Raw genomic sequence first — 20,460 nt, 5'->3', positions numbered from 1 at the left:
TAGATTCTAATTAGCCATTATGCCCAATACCCCTGATGCCTAAGGCTCGTGTAACAGCCCTAACCATGGGCACCTTGAACCCAAACCTCAAAACATTCAGGATTATCACGAATGAGCATGTCAGCATTACCAGTGATGGTACCGTGAAGTGCATTGGGGAATCATGCGATGCTAATGGCACCTTCATTATCCTTGAGGCAGAACACCCAAACCCAAGGGAGCTTTATGACGCCTTGAGGAAGGTGCGCATCCTCAAGATTGAGGTTGAGGTTAGTGGGCTACCAAGGCAGTTACTCACGAGGCTTGAGTTCCTGGTGGGCAAGCCGATTAGTGATAATGCCATTGTCAAGTACACTTGGCATTCACTGCCTAGTTTTGAGGAGCTTGCCCTAGCCCTAAACGACCTCAACCTGCCTACTCATCCTCAATCAAGTCCTCAACCTCATCCATGAACTCCTCCTCACCTGGTTCAGTGCAATCATAAACCTTGAAGGAACCAACACTCTTAACCTCAATGCACTTAACCCCACTATTACTTGCCCTATTGGCAAGTCTCTTCAACGCCTCCTCGTCAATGGCTTCAACATCCTCAACCTCAAGAACCCTAACAGTACTACCACCCACGTAAACTGCCTGCCCGTTTAGGAGGATTAGTATTGTTTTTGAATGGTTCATGCGTGGGCTAGCCTATTAGTGGTAATTAGCGTGTGGCATGCCTGGTGGCATGGGCATTTTACAAATCATTGGTGTGAAGCCGTGCTTAACTGGTGGCATGCAGTAGTGGGTCGTGCCCAACCCCACTATGCCTACGCTCACTATTGCCGCTACGGCTATGCCTATTGTGAGTACTGCCCACTTCATGATTAAGGCTGTGTTTTTGAGGCTAATTAGGGCTTACCATTCAATTCTAGTATTAATCCCAAAAAACACGGTTTATAAACACGAGCACAGTATTTAGGCTTATGAGGATTGAAGTCAGGCGTAACCCAAACTGGGAGCCAGGAGTGCCGTTAATGGTGTTTAAGGTAGAGTACAAGCTAATGCCAGGCATGGGGTACATTAGCATAGTGCACTGTGGTAAGAGGCAGGTAACCCTTACTCTTGATAAGGCTAAGACTGTGAATTGGCTTTGGGACTACCCGATTCTCGCAGGCGCCACGTATAGGGACGACTTCGCTGTTAATATTGCCATCCCACCTGAGGCCGCTGAGGAGACTGGTATTGTCGAGTGTACTAAGGGGATTATCTTAATCCCACCTAAGGAGTACCTATTCGTAACCGTTGATAGTAGGAAGGACTATGAGCGCTTCATTAATAGTAAGGAGGATGAGGTGGAAAAAGAAGGGGGGATTTTGAAAAAACCGCCTGCATTTATGATGGGCTCAGGCTGGGGAATCGCCTAGCATTTTTGGGTCACATACTTGAGGATTGTGCTTCATGTGTACACTAAAGTTAGTGATAACGCCAAGAACCCACGACTGCAGTCTCCTCACCCCGTATATACTCTTACTAAGCTGAACCGACACCCATTTGTTCTCCTCTGGCACCTTCACCAGCTTGAACAACAACCCCGTAAGATTCCTCACAAGGCAGGCACCGTGGTATTTATGAAGCTCCTTCCCGTCCTTACCATAGACAACAACATCATTCGTGCCCATGTTGATTACAATCTCATACCCACCGCTCTTTATCGACACAATCTCCTTAGCCCTCCTCACCCTAATATTGAATGTGTCTTGCTCTTGAGTCGGCACTGTCAGTACTGGCTCCTCATGCGAAAATATCTCCACACGTTCCCCCCTCATTAGCTTCTCCCACACGTCCTTTATGTCCTTGTCCCCAGCCTTATCCGAGTTTGGAGAGTTTGGAGACCCCGCCATAAGGGTCTCGGTATACTGGCTAGCCTGGCTAATTAGGAGGCTGGCTCATTACCATTGTTAGTAATACTAACCATGGCCACCATGATTCTCCCATACAAGTTTGTTAATTATAAAACTCAGATGGGAGAATCCATAAACCATTTGACATAAACCCTAGCCAGGCTATCAACCTAAGACAATGCATCATACGGTACAATCCGAATACCCACGGGCGATTGTCTTCTCCCATTCTCCCATCCGCACCCCCCACCCCCCAGAGCTAGTGCACCATTAGCCAGTATGTGGAGTTGTTGTGGGTTGTATGACACCACTCACTCCCAGGGGTACCCCCTCTGGGATGGGAGAATGGGAGAAGACGTTTGTTGATGAATACAAGAATAATGTAAGGGGGAGTTTTGGCACATTACTCATAATTCACATCCTCCTCATTGCGCCTGCGCCGGCTACGACTCCCATACCTCCTACCACCATACCTACCATACTGCCTATTCCCATAACTCTTTTTATACCCACCCTGGTTCTGATACCTACCTTGCCCCTCACCACCTTGGTTCTGACCTTGATACCTCCTACCTTGCCCCTGGCTCCCACCTTGAGGGCCGTACTTCAATATCGCCATTATCACATCAATATCTCTCTCAATCCGCTTCATCCTAGCCCTTATTCTTTTAAGCATCACCGCCGCAGTCTCTGGAGTTAGACTATCATAATCAACGTATCCCTTATCCCTCCACCTAGGCGCCTCCTGGCTAGTTTCTGGCTTCTCCTCAGGCTTAGCCTCACTAGGCTTAGCCTCCCCTTGTTTAGCCTCGGGTTTAGTTTCGGGCCCACCTTCGGGCATGAGTATTAGCCAGTATGCCAGCTAATTAGCCTAAGCCCTGAAAAAGCCCTAATGCTCCCGACACCAGTCCTCAAAACAGTATCAGAAATATACCCAAAACCAGAGGAGGGAGAGCCAAGGAAGCCAATAATGCGCATTAGCAGGTTCATTTGGCTAGACGGGCCAAGCAACCCAGGCCCAAGCCTAGCTGGGAAGCCACACTGTGTTATCTGGAACACCATCCTCTATGGTTCCTGGATTCTTGAAGGTGGTGAGGATGGGTTGGATTACGGGAACCGCATCCACAAGGCATACGCTGAATGGTTCCACAAGACTAATGGGAGCCTCTATGATGATATTAAGGTTGAGGTGGCATTCGCCCTAGCACCCTTGACACTACGCCCAGACATCCTGTATGGGAAGAATGGGGAGTATGGGATTGTTGAAGTCAAGTCCTATGGGGCTGGTAGGATGGATGAGGCACTGCCACAGTTAAGCATCTACGTGTATGGGTTGAGGACTATTGGCTTCAATATTACCCAGGCTTTCCTTGTAATGAGGGATGCTGTTGTTGGGGAGAGTGTTGATGCCCTGTATAAGATGGGTGAGTACCAATTCAAGTACCTGAGGGATGCCATTAGGATGCCTCCAGATAAGCCAGGGCGCTCGTGTTTTAAATGCCCATACGCCCTAGTATGCCGTATCCCAAAACCAAGCCTCTTCTCCTAAACCCCAAACGGTATAACGCATAGAATCAATACTTAAAACCAAGCATCATACTCGATTATTGCAGCAGAGCCTTGAAGAAAAGAAAATACCCATTTCAAGACACCAAGCCGTTCAACCTCCCCTGCCAGGTTAGAAGGGAAGAAAGAGAAAAGATGAAGGAGAAATTTGATTTTGAGGGGGGTTTAACCTATGCTTACCTTCTTCTCAATGCTATTAACGCAGCCACAGCCGCAACAACAATGACTATGACTACTATTCCAACGATTAGTGCTGTTGATATTACTGGTTTTGTTACTGTTACCGTGCTTACTGCTGTTGTTGTTGATGCCATTGTTGAAGTTACGGTACTAGTCACCGTTGCCGTTGATGTAACAGTTGAAACTGCCGTAGTTGTAGTCGTAGCCGTAGTGGTAGTCGTGGTTGTAGTTGTTGATGTGGTGGTAACGGGGGTAGTAGTCGTAGTAGTGGTAGTCGTAGTTGTAGACGTAGTTGTTGTGGTTGTTGATGTGGTTGTGGTGACTGGAGTATACGGAATATGGAAATACGAGGCAACACAAGACTGAATACTGGCATCTGGACTAGGCAAACCCAGGAAGGCAGCATACTGAGGATACTCAGTCCAAAGACTACCATTAGCTATCAACTGCGCCAGAGGTGGGACTTCACCAGGTGGTGCAACACCACCTGAATATACTAGCCAGTCAGCCGTACTACCCCATGGGAATCCCGAGGGTGATTGATATACTATAGTTTCTCTCGTGGAGAATGGTAAGCATTTATATAGCCAGTTGGGGTCAAACGTTGCCTTTGAGTACATGGGTGGTTTAAGTTCACTTGCAAGGGCAACCTCTGGCGCATAGTACTCCCACCAGGCGAAGAGTACCTTACCTAAGGTCACCATGTCCTCACTACCCGGCTCCGCAGCCCACTCAGCATCCTGCCAGTTAGTGGTGTTGAAGTAGCCGAAGGTTGAGTTAACGCAAGTCACGATAGTACCGTTGGGTATTGGTAAATCAGTTATTGTAACTGGTTCACAGTACCACCCAACCAACTCATGGTTAACAACCTTCGGGAAGGCTATTGGGTATGCAGCATTCCACTGGTACGTACCACCCAAAAACCCACCATGGCCAATTCCACCCCATCCAAATGCTACTCCAACCCTTAGCCCATGGAACCCATGTTTCAGCGGCTTCCCATGAAGTACCCCAGAATAACGTACCCCAGTAAACCCCAGTATCAACGGCAATCACCTTTGTTGGTATACCGAACTCAGTCAACTCATTAGCCATTACGGATGCCATCGTCACCCAGTCAGTCCAACCCGATGGCGTCACTATCTCAAGGGTTAGTGGAGTACCGTTTGGTAGATACCACTGGTTACCCTTCTTATACAACCCAGCCGATTCAAGGAGTTGAGCAGCATAAGTCCAGTTAACATTGTAAACTATTACCTCATCAACCAATGGCTTAGGATACAGTGCCAAGACCTCTGGGACACCATTCCAACTATTATTCAACGTGTAGTACTCTGTTGGCGTATTAACCCACGTTGGGAACGTGACCATTAACCCCCATGACTCAGCAACCTCAGTCCTATTAATAATGTATAGGAAGGCTTGCCTAACCTGAGGAATATTAAATGGATAAACTAGTGAACTAGTGATCAATGCCGCAATGGCAAAGTCAGGCGTTAACATAACACCAACACCAGCGTTCTCAACAGTAATAACCTGCTGTTGTGATAGGCCAACCCAGGAGTATTGAGCCTTACCACCCATCATGGCAGTCATCGATTGGGTATTACCACCCGTAAACCATATTATGAATGTGGGTGAGTATAGGCTCCAGGATGAGAATGGGAACACCTTAAGCCAGGATGCCAGTAAAGGTACTCCATTATAGTACATTGGCTCAAGGTTAAGAGTTATGTAACTTGAACTTATTGATGATACATAGTAAGGTGCGAGGCCCCAGTACGGTGCAACAAACTCAGTTACGTTAAATGAGTACTTCGTAGCTTGGGTGGCGTTCATGGTTTTAAGCTTGTCAACGATGGGTTTCCAAACTGGCCATGGTGTGGATATTTCAGTTGTTAGTATGTAGTATGGTTGTTGTGGACTCCATTCATTAAACACGAATTCAATGGTGTAGTTATTCAGTACCCTGATTTCCTGGTCTACTAATGATGCGTTTAGGAATGGGTAATACCAACCAAAGGCCTTAACACCAATGTAAAACTCAGCATAAACATCCCAGGCAGTGAAGGGCATAACAGCAGAACCATTAAACCAATACAAGTCATGCCTAAGATAAATTATAAAGGTCTTATTCTGCGGGAAGAGAGTCCAATTCACAGCCAAGACAGGGTAAAGGACACCTGTGAATTGATTATACATGGCGAGGGGCATGTATGATATTGAAGTACCTATTAAGTTACCTGAAGCATAAGGATTCCAAACAGGCGTACCAGGGGCATAAACCAGTGTAGTTGGGTTGGCATTAATTATTTGAGGTGGGGAGGCCGCATGTGTTATTGTGATGCTTACAGATATGGCCAGTGCCGCCACAATCACCAATAGGAGTGTGAGGATCCTACTCATAGAATCTCGCTTCAATTTAATTTTAACTAACTTATAAGTATTGCTCATCATTTAACTGCATCCTAATGCAACCCAATATAAATTTTAGGTATATTGCAAAGTATCCATTAAAGCATCACAAACAAGACCTATATGTATAAGTTCAGCTAATTACCCCTGTTCAAGAGGCTCAACACTGGCAATCAGGTTCACAGCCTATAATGCAGGACTGTGTTTAGCCTACAGCCAGGCGTAGCGCCTCCTAGCCACAAGGAACACCACAACGGCTACAATAACCACTACCACCACAACGGATATGAGTGGTACACCTGAGCCACTTGCCCTAACCGTGGCAGTCCCTGGGGCAGGCACCGTGATAGTAGTATTAACATATACCGTGGTGGTCTTAGTAACAACCGTGGCACTACTCACAATCCTAGTAACCGTCGTGGTGACAGTGGTAACAGCCGCAGTAACTGGGGCCGTTGCCGTGACAGCGCCCTTAAGGCTTGGTGTACAGGATGCTTCATTCAGTGGTATTATGCTAACGTATAGGCGCATGTTGTAGGTATTGAGGAATGCGATAACGGCAGTATTGCCAGTAACCACGCCATCAGCCTCAAGGTAAGCCCAATTGCCAGGGTTAGTCAGGTTAGCGAGTGGTGTTAGGGCATTATTCACCCACCTGAAGGCGCTCACTACAATACCCCAAGCCACTATAATGTAACCATTGTTGAATGGTATTGGGTATGCTCCACTGTAGTTACCAGGGATTGTAATGTGAGTCCCACCGACAGTGAGGATGTGGGATTGTGGGTTATAAGTATAGTATTCTCCATTTCTCGTGACGCCAGCCACTAGGTTTTGGCTTATTGGCTCAATTGCCCCATTCCTAAGATTGATGAAGGCCATACTACCATTGGTCAGGAGTAGTACACCATTCATGTCGTAGGCGCTAATACTGACAACCTCGGGGACATTGTAAGTCTTAAGCACCACCCCACTCATTGTGGTTACTAGGATTCTTGTGCTCTGGTAGTCTAAGCCTGGCTTAGCCTGATAGTCAATGTAGATGTACTCCCCATCACTACTGTAACTTAGTACAATGCCACTATGAGTAATGTTGATTGGGCTTCCCCAATGCCCATTAACAAGCCTAGACTCCTGGAGTACTATTGTGACATTAGGGTACTTGCCATAGACGCTGAGCCACATTAAGGCTAATGTACCGTTTGGCATCCTCACTAGTTCAGGCTCAACGGTATTGATTGTTTGGGGTGGATAGGCTGGGGTGAATTGGCAATTGCCAATATAGTAGCCTTTTAGGCTTAGTGCAATGCCGAAGACTGCTGGTGCGTAGTAGAATAGTATTGTAGTATTGTTGATTGGGGTTAGCGTGTAGTCGTTGAGGCCAGTGTTGGTTAGGTTGATTGTTGCCACTGTGCCTGCAACTGCCACGTGGCTTGCCATGACTAGTACTATTGCCATTATTGGTATGGTTTGGATTGGGATTGTGCCCTTCATGGGTTTGGTTTAGGGGGCTAGTGGTAATTAGGATGAGACTAATTAACACTCAGGCATAATGAAACATGATGATAATAATCGGGGAGCCTAAACTTGAGGACGCCATCGCCATCGTTGGGACAAGGAGACCATCAGGTGCCGTTGATGGGTTAGTTAGGGAGTTGGTTAAGGCGCTTGGTGAGGGTGGTTACAGTGTAATCACTGGTGGGGCTATTGGCGTTGATTCAATTGCCGTTAAGTATGCTATTGCCTTTAATGTGCCATACACTATTGTTAAGCCATGCCTAACTGGCATTGAGAAGCCTAGCCCAGGTGGGGCATACATTAGCCCGTACCAGTGTAAGAATCTCTCCAGGAGGTACTTTGTGGAGAGGGATAAGGTTATTGCCGAATTAGCTAAGGCTATTATTGTCCCTGAGGCTCGTAGTGGTACGGCAAAGAAGGCTTGTTGTGGGACATGGTACACTGTTGTTAAATATGGGGTAATGCGTGGTAAGCTTGCATTCATATTCAAGCCACTTGTCAATGACCTTGATGTCCTTGAGGCTTTTAGGATAATGGTGGGTGATGGTGTTAGTCCAGTATCGAGTGTGGGGGAGTTGTTGTCCGAGCTGAAGAGGCTTAGGTGATTGGGGTTGGGGGCATGGTTAATGGGGTTAGGATGAGTGGGGGAGTTTAGTTCAGGCTTGCAATGAGCTTGTTCATACTGCTTATCGCACGTTCACTATTCCTAGCGCTACCATGAGTGGCTATCCACCCTAAGGCCTGCATTACGGTTAGTAGCGTGTCACCATACTGAGGTTTATACTCTGCATATAACCTTTGAAAGTCTGGGAAGCGCCTGCTCAAATCCTCAACAGTCTTAGGCTCAATGGGGCGCATTAGGCGTTCGATATCACCACTTGGCCTCTCCATGTTTATAATATTCACAATCCTATTAATGATTTCCCTAACCTTATCAGGCAACGGCTTATTGAGCCTTGAGTGAAAGACCCTGGTGTAACTATCCTCACCCATTACTAAACCATTCTCACAAACCACAACCCCAATAGTCTTGGTAATCCGAAAAGCATGGTACCCATCGTCACCCCACGTTACACGGAGTATGTACTTGAACTCCCCAACCCTCGGGTGGGAATCCCTACCCAACACACCTGTAACCTCACCATACTCCGCCCCCTCATACTGCCAAAGCCTCTCAGCCTCCCAACGACCAAACTTCTCAACACCAGGCAGTACACTCTTAACAGCCCTCAAAACCACGGTACCAGGAACCTCAACATAGGTAGGGCTTGCAATCCTAAACAACCAGTACTCACCCTGCCACATTCTAACACTAGCCAGCCAGTCACCTGGAGCCTGCAAAGCCACTTCAATACTCTTGAAGCGTTTAATAACATTACCATTCACAAAAACATCCCCAAGACCCCTAACCTTCAATACATACCTCCCAGTGTACTCATCCTTATCAAAACCCTCCAACCTCCTCCTCAACTCCCCCATGGTTAAGGTTTCGGGAGTTTCAAGGCTCAAAGCCTGGGGCATACAATAAGGAAACAGGAAACAGGGTAATTAGGGTAAACCATACCCAATAACCTAAGGCGTTTTTAATGCGTTTAAAAACCTCCACACCATTAAGTTACTGCTTTAGTGATCTTTATTTCGTATGCTTCCCTTACCACTGCTCCTCCTTTTCTTAATTCTTCTATTGCCTTTTCGAATAGGCTGTCCTTGGCTTCGTAAACCAGTAGTGCCATTGCTAAGTCTTCGCTTACTGAGTATGCGTAGGTGGTGATTAGGTTTAGGTTCAGTTCAGCAAGCCTTGAAGTCAACCTAGCAAGAGTACCAGACCTATTCGGCAGTGCAATGAGGAACATGAAGACACCACTAGGCGAGGCCAAGATACTCTTATAAACCTGGGCGAAGGCATTACTAACCTCACCAACAACCCTACTCAAACCACCACCCTTACCAAGTATCGGTTTGGTTTATCCACACTCCAGCAACACTCTTGGATTATTTAAATATTATCATATGTTGTAAAGTTGTGGTATGGTGTTAATGGGTGCCACTATAAAATTGAGTGATGAGCCATTAACGAGAATTTGAAACTCAAGACACCACCGGCAAACTTAAACTCCGAATCACCAGGCATTCTTACGAAAACCCCATTAAAAGCCTTTGCATGCAAGTCTGGTTAGAATTAAATAAAGTCCATCATTCATTCTCATACTCCTCGAGTTCTATTCCCTTCCCTGGTTGTATTTCTACTTTGTATGCTTTTTTGGAGTGGTTTGTCATTCTCATTTTCTTTATTATTAGCCACCTCCTAACCTCCTTAACCTCCGTTACATTATCCATCCACATGTGGATAATGCCGTCTGCAATGTGCTCTAGGCCAAAGCCGAAGCTCATTTCTGTTGTTGGTGCGTATTGGCTTGTTAGGAGGGCCGTAATGTTCTGCCTGTACAATGCCTGCCTAAGCCTGTAACTAAAAGCCCTAGCCATCGCTGGTTTATCAGCCCAGAAGGCCGTCATTGAGTCGATGATTAGCCTACTCGGCTCACTAGGCCTACCCTCCTCAAAGCCAAGGAGCTCATACGCCTTAGCCACACTAGCCTCAAGAACCTCAATGCTAAGAGCCCTACTCGGCCTCCTACCCCTCTCACCCTCACCCTCCTCCTCACTGGCCTTAAGCATCTCCCTATACTGCCTATAAAGGCCGAATAGGTCGATGACTACTAGGTTTACTTCACCTGGCTTAACCTTAACACGACCAGTAAGCGCATCAACGAGGCTTACTGGCCTGTAGTCCATGAACCTCATGTTGAATTGGTCAGCCTGCCTGACAATATCCTTGAAGCTCGACTCAGTGGTAACATAGATTACTGGTTCGCCATTCTGCAACCCAGCCCATGCGAAGTGCATTGCCAAAATGCTTTTCCCAACGCCTGGTTCACCTGTGGCTAGTACCCAAGTACCCCTTGGTGCCCCACCCTCGAGAGCTGTATCCAGTGCCTCAATCCCAAAGGGTTCCCTTACAATGTTTTGGGTTGTTTGGGTTGTACTTTGAGCCATGGGGTTAATGTGTTTGGGGGTTAATTAGTTTGGAAGCCCGTTTCCTCATCATAACTCATAGCCACCACTCTCAATTATCCTTAGGGCATCTCTAGCCAGCTCATTATTCATTGAAGTGGCAATCCTCTCGATTTCCTTGGCCAATGCCTCACAATCTCCTGGGGCCCAACCTGTTATACAGTCAATATACCCCTTGAAGAGCCTCTTCAAGGTTTGGGTTTTGTTTAGGCTAGTGGTGGGCATCGGGTTAGGGTAGGAATCAGGTTAAAATTAGGAGAATGGGGGGTTTTAGGCTTCCTAAGGAGTATGAGTACTGTCACCAGCACTGCCTCAACAGCATACATCGCAATTCCTGGGGGGTCTATATGAACGGCCATTATATGCCAACCTACACCACCAACAATCCCCCCACCTACACCTACGCCTATTCCCGTAAGGAGTTTGGATTTCGCCCAGCTGGGCATCCAGTTGTAAGGCATGCCCCCTCAAATAAGCTTTACTAACTAAGAACAATCCCAGCCTCTGCCTGGATTAGTGGGGCAATATTCCTCGCAATATAATCCCTAACCCTACCATCATATGAGGGAAGGCTAGTCCTAACACCATCAATGACGAGCGCATTGGGGAGTGGCCTAAGCCTACTAGGCTCAACCCTAATGGTAGTACTCAAGACTGGGCCATTCCTAGTACTGGCTATGAACCTCCTGTGGAACTCTGCATTGGTTGCAAGGATTACCACAAAGGCAGTGTGAGGCTCAGTGAAGGCAGTGGGCTTAATATCGAAAAGCATCCTATTCCCATTGTACAACATTGTAATTGTTGGGAATATTACAAAGGTCTTGAAGAGCTCAAGAAGGCTCTGCCTATTCTCAATATCACTGAACCCCTGGGTAATGGCAATAATATTAATCCCAAGGTTCCTAGCCACCCTAACAGCCTCCTCGAATAGGCTATTCTCAATCCTCATGAAGTAATGCGCCTCATCAACAACTACAATACTTGGCTTGACTACCCTACCCCTGGCAATAATGGCTAGGAGTGCATACACGTATGCCACTGCCTCAGGTAGGCTGACACCACTGAGGTCAATACTAATACTCCCATTAAGCCTGCCAAGAAGCCATGCTTTAAGCAAGCCATGAGTCCTAGTAGCCCAGAGGAGGTTATTGAAGAAGCGAACCCTCCTAACAACAGCCTTCCTAGCATTCTCATCATCCATACTCCTATACTCATGCTCACTAACACAGGCAATGAGTTCGGGTATCGAGTGGGCTGGGTACCAGGACGACTTACTCTTAGCCAAGCCCTCAGGTTGCTCCTCGCTGAAACAGTTCCCAACAATCATCTGCTGTGCTGGAGTCCAGGGATTATCCATTTCTGAGTACGTTGCCTCAATGGATTGTGTAATAACATCAATCATGTCGTCTGGCCTAATGAATTCGAGTGGGTTGATTGGGAATGGCCCATGGTACCTAGTATAGCCACGGTAGTTTCCTAGGTAGTCCACAATGAGGAGGCGTTCCTCTGGCTTGGCATTAATCATTGCCTTGATTAGGGTAGTCTTACCAGTACCAGGAGCCCCAATGATTATTGCATGGCTCTCATTCATCTTGAGCATGCTTATTAGGTCGCCTGGCTCCACAATTCAACCCCACCTCCTCCGTACTAGTTCTAGGATTATATCACTTACCTTCCTAACCCCATCACTCCACTCCCTGTACTCAACCTCCCTCCTAGCCTGCATGTCACCAGCATACCTAATCGCCAAGTCCCTCCTAAGGCTAGTGAGGGCGTGCACTACTCGACTATATGGTAGTGTTATCAAGCCATCGTAGGTGTGGGTTATGAGCCTCCTCATGTCACTATCCGATATTGGGAGTGCCTTGTTTATTATAACATAAGTGGCAATCCTCCTCTTAACAATCTTCGCAACACCCTCAACAAGGCTCAGGGCATCATTAACCTCGTGAACATGCACATCACCCCACTCACCAATAATGAAGACAATGTCAGCTAGGCTTATGAGGCTCCATGCAAGTGGCCTGAAGGCGCTTGAGGGCAGGTCGATTAGGACAACCCTAACCCTCAACCCCTGCTTACCCTCCTTTGACTCCTGGAGCATTGTAATGAGCCTAACAACCCTATCCTGAATGTACTTCACGACAGCATCAGGGTTCTTATTGAAGGCAGCCACTAGTTCTGGGAGCCCCCAGTTGATTGCGTCAATGTTAAGGCATCCTGGGCCAATTACCCTAAGCTTCTCACGCTGAACAGGGCTAACCTGTGTACCACCCTTAACATCGAGAATATAATCATAAAGCCCAGTGCTGACGCACATGCCCCCATCACTGAAGCCAACACCAAGGAGCTTACTCAATGTAGCATTAACCCCATAACCAGCATCAATAACCCCAACATCCTCACCAGCTGGCATCCTCTGACTCGTGAGCCATGCAACGTTAGCCGTGATAGTACTGCTCCCTACACCACCCTTCCCACTCCCCATGAAGAGTGCTATTACTGGCCCATTCTCCATAAGCCTTTGCCAGGCTTGGTATTAATTAGAAGAACCCAACGGTGGGGATTAACCCCACCCCAGCCCGCTCCGAGTCGGGAACACCCCCCACAACCCGACCTCGGGCAATTGCCTAACCGTGAAGCCCCCTAATTAGCATAACCCCATTAACCCCATGATGAAGTACAGTCCCGAAGCCTCACTAGCCCTCGCCATTGCCCTTGCCGTAATTGATGGTGTTGAGACATACATTGGCGTCATACTCCTCGGTGGTGTTGAGGAAGGACAATTAACCAGGGCATTTATAAGCCACTATGGTGTAATTGGACTGGTGGCTGATGACCTCCTCACTGTTGGTATTGCAGTAATATTCTACCTTATGGCAAGGCAAGGTGGGGTTATTGGACTCATAGGCTTAACAACACTTAACATTGCAAATGGCTTGAGGATGGCAGTCGTAGCCTCAAACGCTTACGTTCTAATAGTTGGCTACACAAACATCCCGCTGGTAGTGGCATGCGGTGTAATTATTGGCATTGTCCTCAATACTCCAATCCTGAGGCTAATTAAGGAGCATCCAAGGCTAACACATGGCCCAGGTACAGGCCTCAAAACCACAGGTTGAATGCGGGCAGGGGCTATACGACTTCATAATACCCAAACTATACAGGGCTAGGGAAGCCTACATTATAAGCCCGTGGTTAAGCCCAGAGACAGCAAGGCTAATAATACACCTAGCCAACCACGGTACTAAAATACACTTGGTAACGACAGGTGATACCAGTAACAGGAGCCATGCCTCAGCAATGAGGCTACTGGGAACTGGCCAAGGCTCAAGGGGTACTGTACTAGCCACTGGAGTCCTACTAATCATGATTGGCATAGCCTTCACTGTACTATCACCACTAACCCTAGTCCTACTGGCACCAGGAGCGTGGTTAATATACAAGGGTTCGAGGGTTAAGGCAAGGCAAGTGCATCCCAACCTATCAATTAGGGTAATCAATAATCTACATGCTAAGGCAATTATCATACCTGAGGATGGGTTGGTTGGTATTGGCAGTGCCAACCTCACAACGCATGGATTGCATAGTAACATTGAATGCTGGGCTTGGTTTAGGGACAGTGAACTGGCCTCAAGGCTAGTCAAAACATTCCAAGCATAACTCACTAGGAGTGAGGAAGGCAAAAAAGGGAAGATTTTGATTTTATTTGAACCCAGGCCTAAGCCCGATTAGCCAACACTTATTTGAAGCATCTTGCCTCCATTGTAGAAGATTATTACAGTCGTCACTTGGCTACAGGCCCCAGAGGCGCCTGGTTTGAATGTGAAGCTTGCTGACTGCCCATTCTGCAGTACCCACGGTGGCGTTATGGAGCCTGAAGAACTGGCAATGTAGACTGCGCTTAGGGTACAGGAGCCAGCACTGGTTGATGTTGAGGTTGCTGTTGCTGTATAGCCTGGTGCCGTGCCTATGGCGTATACGACTCCATTTGGGGAGTCCAGGACGATGCCCTCGACTGATACCTTACCGCCCTGTGCATTAACTGTTAGTAGTAGTGAGCCATCACTGGCTAGTGTGGCTGAGCCTGAGGCAGTGCCTATTGCATTCATTGTACTCATGCTCCTCAGGAAGAGCATTGCTATTACCGCTACTGCCAGTACTATTACTATCACTACTATTATTATATCACTCATTGTTTGCCCACGCCTCATTTTCGGCTGTAGCAGGCGCCTTGCTTGCTTTAGGCTCACCATACGCCTCAAGAAACCATACCACTGAGGGGGTAATTAGGAGGCGCCCATTCAGCCAATGATGGGGATGACCGTGGTCTTACCAGTATTGTAGAAGATTATTGCCTGGCTTACACTACTGCACCCACTGGTGCCTGCATCGAGGGATGCTATTACCCTAATGGGAGTACTCGTGGATGTGGCTGATTGCGCAGTGAATATGAAGCTTGCTGATTGACCGTTTTGGAGTACCCAGGGTGGTGTCAAGCCACCTGAGGCACTGTTAATGTAGACTCCTGTTAGAATGCAGGTTTGTGTTAGTGGGGCAGTGTAGCCTGGTGTAATGCCGATAACCGTAACTACCCCGCTACTGTTCAATAGGACTATACCATTTATTCTAACAGTCCCACCGCTTGCTGTCACGGTTAATGTTAGTGAACCATCACTGGTTATTGTGCCACTGCCAGTGAGGGTCGCCATAGCATTCATTGCACCCATTGTCCTCATGTAGATTATTGCAATTACCGCAATGGCTAAGACTATTACTACTATTGCTACTATAGCCCAAGACATTGCCTGCCCCCTCCTAAGCATGGTTAGCCACCTGGCTTTGTGGTTGATTAGGTTGAGCAGGCTTGGACTTAGCCTTAACCTTGAGCCTAGCCTTCCTTGCCCTTTCAACCCTAACCCTATTCACAATAACACCATCATTAGTGTAGAGGCTTATCGTAACCGTGAACTCACCATTAGTAAGCCACCTAGGCCAAATGCCCACGTCAATAATGAGCCTACGACCACTATGGCTAGTACTCCTAATGCCAAGGCTAGCCACCATGAGCCTAAGCCTCCTATACAACCCATCACCCTTCCCACTCCCATGACCCCTAACCCTAACCTGCACCCTCTTAGGCTTCTGAATACGGGTTAGAATACCTTGAAGGGTAGCCTCAACCTGGCTAAGGGGGACAATAGCATTCACTGGCTTGGCAATCCTAATACTGCACAGGTAGCACTTCTCAAGCCATGCCTCCTCAAGGAGAACCCTAAGACCCTCGTAATTATTCCAAGGCTCAGGGAACTCGACAACATACCAATATGGAGTCCCAGTGTAGGCTAGGGAAACAGGGGATAAAACCCTAATACTCCTCTCCCCAGCCCTAGGCCCAGTGAGGACAAGCCACCTCACGAACAGTACACTACAATATAATTAATTAGTAATTCACTACTGAAGGACAACCCCAATGCCAATAGCCTTGAAGGCACTATGCAGGTCACGAACACTAACCTGACAGGCACTACGCCAAGGCAACTTATCAACCCTCCTCGGCTTTGGCATCGGTAGGACTGGGATGATTAAGGCAACATGCTCGTAGTGGCAATAATAACCCTCGCCTAACCCATCCCTAACGGGGTCGTACTTCAACCTACCAATGTTTTTAACAACAAGCGTGAAGCCCCTACCCCACCAGTCTTGAATAACACTAACACCATCGTTACCACACGGGATGTAACGCCCAACGTGGCACATTCCAGGCTCAGGAACCCCCTGGACTGTTGGAGGCTTGCCTGAACCAGGCTTGGAAGCCACCACTACCCCACTGTTGCTGACTACTACTATTGAACCCCTCGGTGATGATACTGACTGGCTGAGTGGTGACTCCACGGTACTCCAGCCAAACCTGCCTAATAGCCTCATAATCCTCAAAATTCTGACTAGCCTTAATTAGCGCATTCGCCAACTCCTCAGGGTAAGGCTTAGCCTCAAAGGGAGGCTCCTCAACGCAGGGCTCCTGGTTAGGACACCATTTTAGGCCTCTTGGCCACCACACCCTTTTAGCCTTCTTATTAACCATGAGGACTATGATAATGTTCCTATTCACAATACTCTCAACATTGGCAATACCCATACTACTGAGCCTCTCAATCAAGTTCTCCCTACCATCAGTGTGGTAGGTCGTGAAGCCACCATGCCCACTCAGAATAGCCAAAACCCAAGCCCTAGCATCCTCAGGTGAGAGAACCTCATTCACTGTTAGGTACTGGGCGCCAACCCTCATGCCATATGCGATTAATTCAGCCTTGGTGATCTCCCTGACGCCAAGCCCAGTGGCACTCCTAGTGTTAAGCGTTACGACACTGCGTATTGGGAGTGGCTGGTACTCATCAACGTCTTGGATGAAGGCGACACGCTCATCGGGTGGGAGTGTGTTTGCCAGTGCGGCTGTTAGGGTGGTTTTGCCTGAACCCATTTCCCCAATTGCCAGTAGGGCTAGTTTCCTACCGTTCTCAACCCAATTCGGGTCGCCTGTGGTGGCTACTAGGAGCTTGGCGGCTAGGGCTGGTGTTATTGAGCCTAGGGCTATTAATTTTGGCAAAGTCCAGTATGATGACGGGTGCTTTCTAAATGCCACAGTGTACTGGCTGATTGGGTCAGCTAGCATTGTTATCCTGAGCCTCAGGTCAGTGTAGGTTGCCATGCCAGCTGGGGCATAACTCGTTACAGGCGTCCTCGTTAGCTCACTGGCACGGTCTAGGATGTACTCGTTGAACGTTGGTGGTTGTTCACTGTCAGTTGTTGTTGATTGCCTGAATATTGAGAATATTGAGAATAAGCCCCTTTTCGGCTCGTCATCACTACGGCTTGGGCACTGGTTTGGTTCAAGGATTAGTGGGTGGTATGCATCACCGTATTGACTACCCCTAATGTAAACCCTCGCACTCCCATCATCACCAGGCTTATCCACAACAATATCATTGAACACCTCACTCCTCAATAGTGGGTCAAGTACCCCGAAGCCGAGGTACCACCTCTTGAAAACCCTAGCCAACTCCTCGGCAACCTCAACCACATCAGCCCTCTTAATCCCTCTCAGTAGCCTGTGTGGTATAGCCTTTAGAATTGTCTTAGGCCTAGTAAGCTTTGGGAGGGGCATGCCTTGGCTAAGCATGCCTAGTAGCTTATCCCAGTCAGCACAGGCGATAATATCAGGGTAATTCAAGTCGTCATGCATCCTGAACTCGAAGCCACCAGGAGTCTTCAAGGCGAATAACCTAGTCCTAATGTCATAGGACTCAAGTATCGCAACCTCCTCACCAACACCTGAAGTGTACGTGTTGAACCTGTAGTCCCTTGCAAACGGCATTAGGGTTTTGAGGACTAGGTGTTAATTAGCTAATGTCATCAAGTGATTAATAATACGCTATGTAGCACGAACCAGGCCACAATACCGAGGATTCCACCAAGTAATGCGCCTAGCCTCCAGTCCTGTATAATCATACCGCCAGCAAGCCCACTACCAATTGCCGAGTAGAATGCACCCTGAGGCATACCAAGCAGGAATGGTACAGAGACTGGAACCTGCATAAGTGAGGAATAGTTAATAATCCTGGCCAAGTAGCCCATCAACCCAATACTGAAGGCACCACCAACACCAACAGTCATAGCCCCAAACATAATGCCCTGGGTGACAGTCCTCTGCACAGCACCAATGAACTCACTCACAAGGACATTACTCCAACCGACGAAGAGCGGCGTGCCAGTCGCCTTAGCCTCACGCCAGAGTGGGATTAAATCATGCTCAATTGGACTCAGGTCACGGACTGGGGTTGGGTTAGGCTTAGTGAGCAATTCATTGAAGCTCGTCATAACCCTGATTGGTAGTGATGCCCTAAGCCTCAGGTCGTAGGTTATGCTCGGTAGTTTGAACAAGCCATAGGCTAGTAGTGGGAGTGCTGTGGCTAGGTACCCGTCAACGAACAGCATTGCCAAAACCCCAGCCACAATGCCCGCAATAATGCCAATAATGTCAGTGTCATCAATCACAAAGTAGTGGGTACGAGGCATGAAGAAGAGCCCAACAATCCCCATTAACCCCATTATTATCATCCCGCTGAAGCCGAGTATCCCAATACTAGCCATCATTGTCATCATTACCACAGTGACTAGTACAACATTGAACATTTCGCCAATTAACCCAGCATCCGTAGTGAGCCTCCTCCTAACCTCACTGAAGAGTTGCTGGAAATACGCCTCAATACTAGCCCCACCCTCAATGTCCCTAGCAACCTTAAGCAGGTAAGCCTGCCTAATGAGCCTACCATAAGTCCTAGCATTGGGAGTGTAGGCTATGATTTCGGCAATCCTCCTAAGCCTCCGCAGTCCCCTAGTAGCCTCCCTCCAACCAACCAACGGCGCCTTCAAGGTGAATACTAAGTCCTCAACCCTCTGCCCCAACATTATATCAGGCAGTTTTAGCCTTACCCTCACCACCAATCACCATGTTGATTAACTCAGCCAACCACGGTTCAACACCCTGCCTAGCCTCAATAAGCAATGCCGTGAGTAGCCTAGCCTGGCAGTCCTCGGGTACGTTAGCCTTCCTGAGGAGTTCAACAAGCCTCTCACCACTCAACCCATCAATATTGATTGCACTCGCCAGCTTCAACAAGCCCTGAGGCGTCCTGAGTGTACCCAGTATTGCGCTCCTTAAGTCCAACCCAGTGTCTTGGTAGCTGAGGAGTAGGTAGAGGGCTTTAAGGTACTCGATTGGGCTTGGGGCACTTGACTTAGCTGGCTGGCTCATTGGCTTGGTTTGCTCAAGCGTGCCCAGGAGCCTCTTCGCATCCTCAACCCTCTCTATAAACGACATGAGTGGGTTAGGCATGCTAGGCTAATTAGCCTGACTAAGCCAGGAGGCATTAATGAGCGCCGTCAGTGAGACCGTAATCGGGGTAATAATAGTAGTAATGGCGGCAGTGGTACTCGGGGTAGTGTTCTACATTCTAACAGGCTACCAGACTGGCTTCACCCACCAACTTGAAGCAGTCACAACACTCGTGGCTGGCGTTGAGACTGAGCCTAACACGTGGATTGTTGAGGTCGTTTGGACTTACAAGCCAGTTATTAGAGGCTTCATCACGAGTGATGGTAAGTTCATTAGTGTTGATAGTGGGCAGGTTCAGTTACTCCAGTGTGGTGTTGGTTATGCCCCAGCGCCCTACAGGTACTGTATTTATAGGCTTGAGGGTGTTTCTAAGGAGCCTGTTGAGGTGGTTGGGTAATGGCTATTGAGGCTCCCCTAATCCTAGCCTTCATTGGGATTATATTCGCTGGGGTGATTGGCTTCATGATATTCATGGTCAGTGCCCAGCAGGCTATCGGCTGGGCTAATGCCATTAGGGCCTACACCCCACCTGAGATTAATGGGACGTATTACTGCCCTGGGGGTACTGTAATCAACCCTTACATTAATGCATCTGGCCTGTACCAGTGTGGCCCGTGCCTAATCTACATTTACCAGAATGCCACTGCCCACCTCTCATGCCCTAGGTGAGTGGCAGTGAGGATTGTTGTCAAGCCAAGTGAAAATGAGGGTAGGGTGTTGGTTATACACATGGGGAAAACCTCGCCCTTCAGGGGCTTAGGGGCACTATTCTCTTTGGCTTATCAGGCAGCTCCACGGCCTCACCTATAACCTCGCTGAACACCCTCACGGCGCTGGATACTAATCCTACTTTTAAAGCAACACCACAAAGATAATAAAACCAACCACACAACCCAACCATGGCCTACTCAGATAGGGTTAGGGGATTGCTTG

Annotated in this window: 28 protein-coding genes; 8 read left to right on the top strand and 20 right to left on the bottom strand. The window is 47.9% G+C overall.

What is annotated here, in order from left to right:
- Positions 1-35: 35 nt before the first annotated feature.
- Positions 36-452, top strand: a complete 417-nt coding sequence (locus AAX04_RS05435; protein ID WP_066795192.1) for a hypothetical protein — start codon at positions 36-38, stop codon at positions 450-452.
- Here the strand turns inward: AAX04_RS05435 and AAX04_RS05430 are convergent.
- Positions 415-675 carry a hypothetical protein gene (locus AAX04_RS05430; RefSeq protein ID WP_066795190.1) on the bottom strand — a complete coding sequence of 87 codons (261 nt, stop codon included), beginning with the start codon at positions 673-675 and terminating at the stop codon, positions 415-417. The two genes, AAX04_RS05435 and AAX04_RS05430, sit on opposite strands and share 38 nt — an antisense overlap.
- A 15-nt stretch (positions 676-690) precedes the next feature.
- Positions 691-861 carry a hypothetical protein gene (locus AAX04_RS11880; RefSeq protein ID WP_156519716.1) on the bottom strand — a complete coding sequence of 57 codons (171 nt, stop codon included), beginning with the start codon at positions 859-861 and terminating at the stop codon, positions 691-693.
- Positions 862-962: 101 nt separating this feature from the next.
- Between AAX04_RS11880 and AAX04_RS05425 the strand changes: the two genes are divergently transcribed.
- Positions 963-1,403 carry a hypothetical protein gene (locus AAX04_RS05425; protein WP_066795188.1) on the top strand — a complete coding sequence of 147 codons (441 nt, stop codon included), beginning with the start codon at positions 963-965 and terminating at the stop codon, positions 1,401-1,403.
- Here AAX04_RS05425 and AAX04_RS05420 read toward each other — a convergent pair.
- Together AAX04_RS05420 and AAX04_RS05415 are read right to left on the bottom strand one after the other, a co-directional pair.
- Positions 1,383-1,880, bottom strand: a complete 498-nt coding sequence (locus AAX04_RS05420) for a hypothetical protein (protein ID WP_066795185.1) — start codon at positions 1,878-1,880, stop codon at positions 1,383-1,385. The genes AAX04_RS05425 and AAX04_RS05420 overlap by 21 nt on opposite strands.
- A gap of 403 nt (positions 1,881-2,283) precedes the next feature.
- Positions 2,284-2,721: a hypothetical protein gene (locus AAX04_RS05415; RefSeq protein WP_066795182.1), complete on the bottom strand. Its 438-nt coding sequence runs from the start codon at positions 2,719-2,721 to the stop codon at positions 2,284-2,286.
- A gap of 51 nt (positions 2,722-2,772) precedes the next feature.
- Between AAX04_RS05415 and AAX04_RS05410 the strand changes: the two genes are divergently transcribed.
- Complete coding sequence (locus tag AAX04_RS05410) at positions 2,773-3,429, top strand: hypothetical protein (protein WP_066795174.1); 657 nt, start codon at positions 2,773-2,775, stop codon at positions 3,427-3,429.
- A gap of 193 nt (positions 3,430-3,622) precedes the next feature.
- Here AAX04_RS05410 and AAX04_RS12375 read toward each other — a convergent pair whose 3' ends face one another.
- The 3 genes from AAX04_RS12375 to AAX04_RS05395 all read right to left on the bottom strand — a co-directional run bounded on the left by AAX04_RS12375 (position 3,623) and on the right by AAX04_RS05395 (position 7,535).
- Complete coding sequence (locus AAX04_RS12375) at positions 3,623-4,546, bottom strand: hypothetical protein (RefSeq protein WP_238377811.1); 924 nt, start codon at positions 4,544-4,546, stop codon at positions 3,623-3,625.
- Positions 4,488-6,032 (bottom strand): ABC transporter substrate-binding protein, encoded by a 1,545-nt coding sequence (locus tag AAX04_RS12370; RefSeq protein WP_066795171.1) that lies wholly within the window; start codon positions 6,030-6,032, stop codon positions 4,488-4,490. Before AAX04_RS12370 ends, AAX04_RS12375 begins: the two co-directional genes overlap by 59 nt.
- Before the next feature lie 219 nt (positions 6,033-6,251).
- Positions 6,252-7,535, bottom strand: a complete 1,284-nt coding sequence (locus AAX04_RS05395; RefSeq protein ID WP_066795167.1) for a hypothetical protein — start codon at positions 7,533-7,535, stop codon at positions 6,252-6,254.
- 68 nt (positions 7,536-7,603) lie between these two features.
- Here AAX04_RS05395 and AAX04_RS05390 point away from each other — a divergent pair, with 68 nt between their 5' ends.
- On the top strand, positions 7,604-8,164 hold the full coding sequence (locus AAX04_RS05390; protein WP_066795165.1) for a DNA-processing protein DprA: 561 nt from the start codon (positions 7,604-7,606) through the stop codon (positions 8,162-8,164).
- 46 nt (positions 8,165-8,210) lie between these two features.
- Here the strand turns inward: AAX04_RS05390 and AAX04_RS05385 are convergent, their stop codons facing one another.
- The 6 genes from AAX04_RS05385 to AAX04_RS05355 form a co-directional block, all read right to left on the bottom strand.
- Entirely contained in the window at positions 8,211-9,080 is an 870-nt protein-coding gene (locus tag AAX04_RS05385) for a hypothetical protein (RefSeq protein WP_066795162.1), read from the bottom strand.
- 89 nt (positions 9,081-9,169) lie between these two features.
- The gene (locus tag AAX04_RS05380; RefSeq protein ID WP_066795158.1) at positions 9,170-9,493 is read right to left on the bottom strand and encodes a hypothetical protein; all 324 of its coding nucleotides are present in this window, start codon (positions 9,491-9,493) and stop codon (positions 9,170-9,172) included.
- Between the two features lie 259 nt (positions 9,494-9,752).
- Positions 9,753-10,613, bottom strand: a complete 861-nt coding sequence (locus AAX04_RS05375; protein ID WP_066795155.1) for a KaiC domain-containing protein — start codon at positions 10,611-10,613, stop codon at positions 9,753-9,755.
- Positions 10,614-10,661: 48 nt separating this feature from the next.
- A complete protein-coding gene (locus AAX04_RS05370) occupies positions 10,662-10,856 on the bottom strand; it encodes a hypothetical protein (protein WP_066795152.1) in 195 nt (64 codons plus the stop codon).
- 256 nt (positions 10,857-11,112) lie between these two features.
- Complete coding sequence (locus AAX04_RS05360) at positions 11,113-12,255, bottom strand: helicase HerA domain-containing protein (RefSeq protein ID WP_066795146.1); 1,143 nt, start codon at positions 12,253-12,255, stop codon at positions 11,113-11,115.
- A 3-nt stretch (positions 12,256-12,258) separates the two neighbouring features.
- The gene (locus AAX04_RS05355; protein WP_066795144.1) at positions 12,259-13,149 is read right to left on the bottom strand and encodes a hypothetical protein; all 891 of its coding nucleotides are present in this window, start codon (positions 13,147-13,149) and stop codon (positions 12,259-12,261) included.
- 157 nt (positions 13,150-13,306) lie between these two features.
- On the opposite strand from AAX04_RS05355, the gene AAX04_RS05350 reads away from it, so the two are divergent.
- Both AAX04_RS05350 and AAX04_RS05345 read left to right on the top strand, forming a co-directional pair.
- The gene (locus AAX04_RS05350) at positions 13,307-13,753 is read left to right on the top strand and encodes a hypothetical protein (RefSeq protein WP_066795141.1); all 447 of its coding nucleotides are present in this window, start codon (positions 13,307-13,309) and stop codon (positions 13,751-13,753) included.
- Entirely contained in the window at positions 13,719-14,294 is a 576-nt protein-coding gene (locus AAX04_RS05345) for a phospholipase D-like domain-containing protein (protein ID WP_066795139.1), read from the top strand. The genes AAX04_RS05350 and AAX04_RS05345 overlap by 35 nt, the downstream gene beginning before the upstream one ends.
- 68 nt (positions 14,295-14,362) lie before the next feature.
- Here the strand turns inward: AAX04_RS05345 and AAX04_RS05340 are convergent, their stop codons facing one another.
- From AAX04_RS05340 to AAX04_RS05310, 7 genes are all read right to left on the bottom strand, one after another.
- On the bottom strand, positions 14,363-14,827 hold the full coding sequence (locus tag AAX04_RS05340) for a hypothetical protein (RefSeq protein WP_156519715.1): 465 nt from the start codon (positions 14,825-14,827) through the stop codon (positions 14,363-14,365).
- A gap of 108 nt (positions 14,828-14,935) precedes the next feature.
- Entirely contained in the window at positions 14,936-15,457 is a 522-nt protein-coding gene (locus AAX04_RS05335) for a hypothetical protein (protein WP_066795135.1), read from the bottom strand.
- Complete coding sequence (locus AAX04_RS05330) at positions 15,450-16,049, bottom strand: hypothetical protein (protein WP_066795132.1); 600 nt, start codon at positions 16,047-16,049, stop codon at positions 15,450-15,452. The genes AAX04_RS05335 and AAX04_RS05330 overlap by 8 nt, the downstream gene beginning before the upstream one ends.
- 36 nt (positions 16,050-16,085) lie before the next feature.
- Positions 16,086-16,454, bottom strand: coding sequence for a hypothetical protein (locus AAX04_RS05325; RefSeq protein WP_162270111.1), 369 nt, complete (start codon positions 16,452-16,454; stop codon positions 16,086-16,088).
- Positions 16,399-18,006, bottom strand: coding sequence for an ATPase, T2SS/T4P/T4SS family (locus AAX04_RS05320; protein WP_066795126.1), 1,608 nt, complete (start codon positions 18,004-18,006; stop codon positions 16,399-16,401). Before AAX04_RS05320 ends, AAX04_RS05325 begins: the two co-directional genes overlap by 56 nt.
- A gap of 38 nt (positions 18,007-18,044) precedes the next feature.
- The gene (locus AAX04_RS05315; protein WP_156519714.1) at positions 18,045-19,130 is read right to left on the bottom strand and encodes a hypothetical protein; all 1,086 of its coding nucleotides are present in this window, start codon (positions 19,128-19,130) and stop codon (positions 18,045-18,047) included.
- Entirely contained in the window at positions 19,105-19,512 is a 408-nt protein-coding gene (locus AAX04_RS05310; RefSeq protein WP_156519713.1) for a hypothetical protein, read from the bottom strand. Before AAX04_RS05310 ends, AAX04_RS05315 begins: the two co-directional genes overlap by 26 nt.
- Before the next feature lie 52 nt (positions 19,513-19,564).
- Here AAX04_RS05310 and AAX04_RS05305 point away from each other — a divergent pair, with 52 nt between their 5' ends.
- Positions 19,565-19,924 (top strand): hypothetical protein, encoded by a 360-nt coding sequence (locus AAX04_RS05305; protein ID WP_066795118.1) that lies wholly within the window; start codon positions 19,565-19,567, stop codon positions 19,922-19,924.
- Positions 19,924-20,196, top strand: coding sequence for a hypothetical protein (locus AAX04_RS05300; protein ID WP_066795117.1), 273 nt, complete (start codon positions 19,924-19,926; stop codon positions 20,194-20,196). Before AAX04_RS05305 ends, AAX04_RS05300 begins: the two co-directional genes overlap by 1 nt.
- Positions 20,197-20,460: the final 264 nt, after the last annotated feature.

This window comes from Caldivirga sp. MU80 (assembly GCF_001663375.1).
In the GTDB taxonomy this organism is placed as follows: Archaea; Thermoproteota; Thermoprotei; order Thermoproteales; family Thermocladiaceae; genus Caldivirga.
Note: the sequence above shows the minus strand (reverse complement) of the source record. Positions and strands in the feature narration are given on the sequence as shown.

Coding starts and splice junctions, on each gene's coding strand:
- AAX04_RS05435 (WP_066795192.1), top strand. CDS start 36: ATGCCTAAGGCTCGTGTAACAGCCCTAACCATGGGCACCTTGAACCCA.
- AAX04_RS05430 (WP_066795190.1), bottom strand. CDS start 675: ATGAACCATTCAAAAACAATACTAATCCTCCTAAACGGGCAGGCAGTT.
- AAX04_RS11880 (WP_156519716.1), bottom strand. CDS start 861: ATGAAGTGGGCAGTACTCACAATAGGCATAGCCGTAGCGGCAATAGTG.
- AAX04_RS05425 (WP_066795188.1), top strand. CDS start 963: ATGAGGATTGAAGTCAGGCGTAACCCAAACTGGGAGCCAGGAGTGCCG.
- AAX04_RS05420 (WP_066795185.1), bottom strand. CDS start 1,880: ATGGCGGGGTCTCCAAACTCTCCAAACTCGGATAAGGCTGGGGACAAG.
- AAX04_RS05415 (WP_066795182.1), bottom strand. CDS start 2,721: ATGCCCGAAGGTGGGCCCGAAACTAAACCCGAGGCTAAACAAGGGGAG.
- AAX04_RS05410 (WP_066795174.1), top strand. CDS start 2,773: ATGCTCCCGACACCAGTCCTCAAAACAGTATCAGAAATATACCCAAAA.
- AAX04_RS12370 (WP_066795171.1), bottom strand. CDS start 6,032: ATGAGTAGGATCCTCACACTCCTATTGGTGATTGTGGCGGCACTGGCC.
- AAX04_RS05395 (WP_066795167.1), bottom strand. CDS start 7,535: ATGAAGGGCACAATCCCAATCCAAACCATACCAATAATGGCAATAGTA.
- AAX04_RS05390 (WP_066795165.1), top strand. CDS start 7,604: ATGATAATAATCGGGGAGCCTAAACTTGAGGACGCCATCGCCATCGTT.
- AAX04_RS05385 (WP_066795162.1), bottom strand. CDS start 9,080: ATGCCCCAGGCTTTGAGCCTTGAAACTCCCGAAACCTTAACCATGGGG.
- AAX04_RS05375 (WP_066795155.1), bottom strand. CDS start 10,613: ATGGCTCAAAGTACAACCCAAACAACCCAAAACATTGTAAGGGAACCC.
- AAX04_RS05370 (WP_066795152.1), bottom strand. CDS start 10,856: ATGCCCACCACTAGCCTAAACAAAACCCAAACCTTGAAGAGGCTCTTC.
- AAX04_RS05355 (WP_066795144.1), bottom strand. CDS start 13,149: ATGGAGAATGGGCCAGTAATAGCACTCTTCATGGGGAGTGGGAAGGGT.
- AAX04_RS05350 (WP_066795141.1), top strand. CDS start 13,307: ATGAAGTACAGTCCCGAAGCCTCACTAGCCCTCGCCATTGCCCTTGCC.
- AAX04_RS05345 (WP_066795139.1), top strand. CDS start 13,719: ATGGCCCAGGTACAGGCCTCAAAACCACAGGTTGAATGCGGGCAGGGG.
- AAX04_RS05340 (WP_156519715.1), bottom strand. CDS start 14,827: ATGAGTGATATAATAATAGTAGTGATAGTAATAGTACTGGCAGTAGCG.
- AAX04_RS05335 (WP_066795135.1), bottom strand. CDS start 15,457: ATGCTTAGGAGGGGGCAGGCAATGTCTTGGGCTATAGTAGCAATAGTA.
- AAX04_RS05320 (WP_066795126.1), bottom strand. CDS start 18,006: ATGCCGTTTGCAAGGGACTACAGGTTCAACACGTACACTTCAGGTGTT.
- AAX04_RS05310 (WP_156519713.1), bottom strand. CDS start 19,512: ATGTCGTTTATAGAGAGGGTTGAGGATGCGAAGAGGCTCCTGGGCACG.
- AAX04_RS05305 (WP_066795118.1), top strand. CDS start 19,565: ATGAGCGCCGTCAGTGAGACCGTAATCGGGGTAATAATAGTAGTAATG.
- AAX04_RS05300 (WP_066795117.1), top strand. CDS start 19,924: ATGGCTATTGAGGCTCCCCTAATCCTAGCCTTCATTGGGATTATATTC.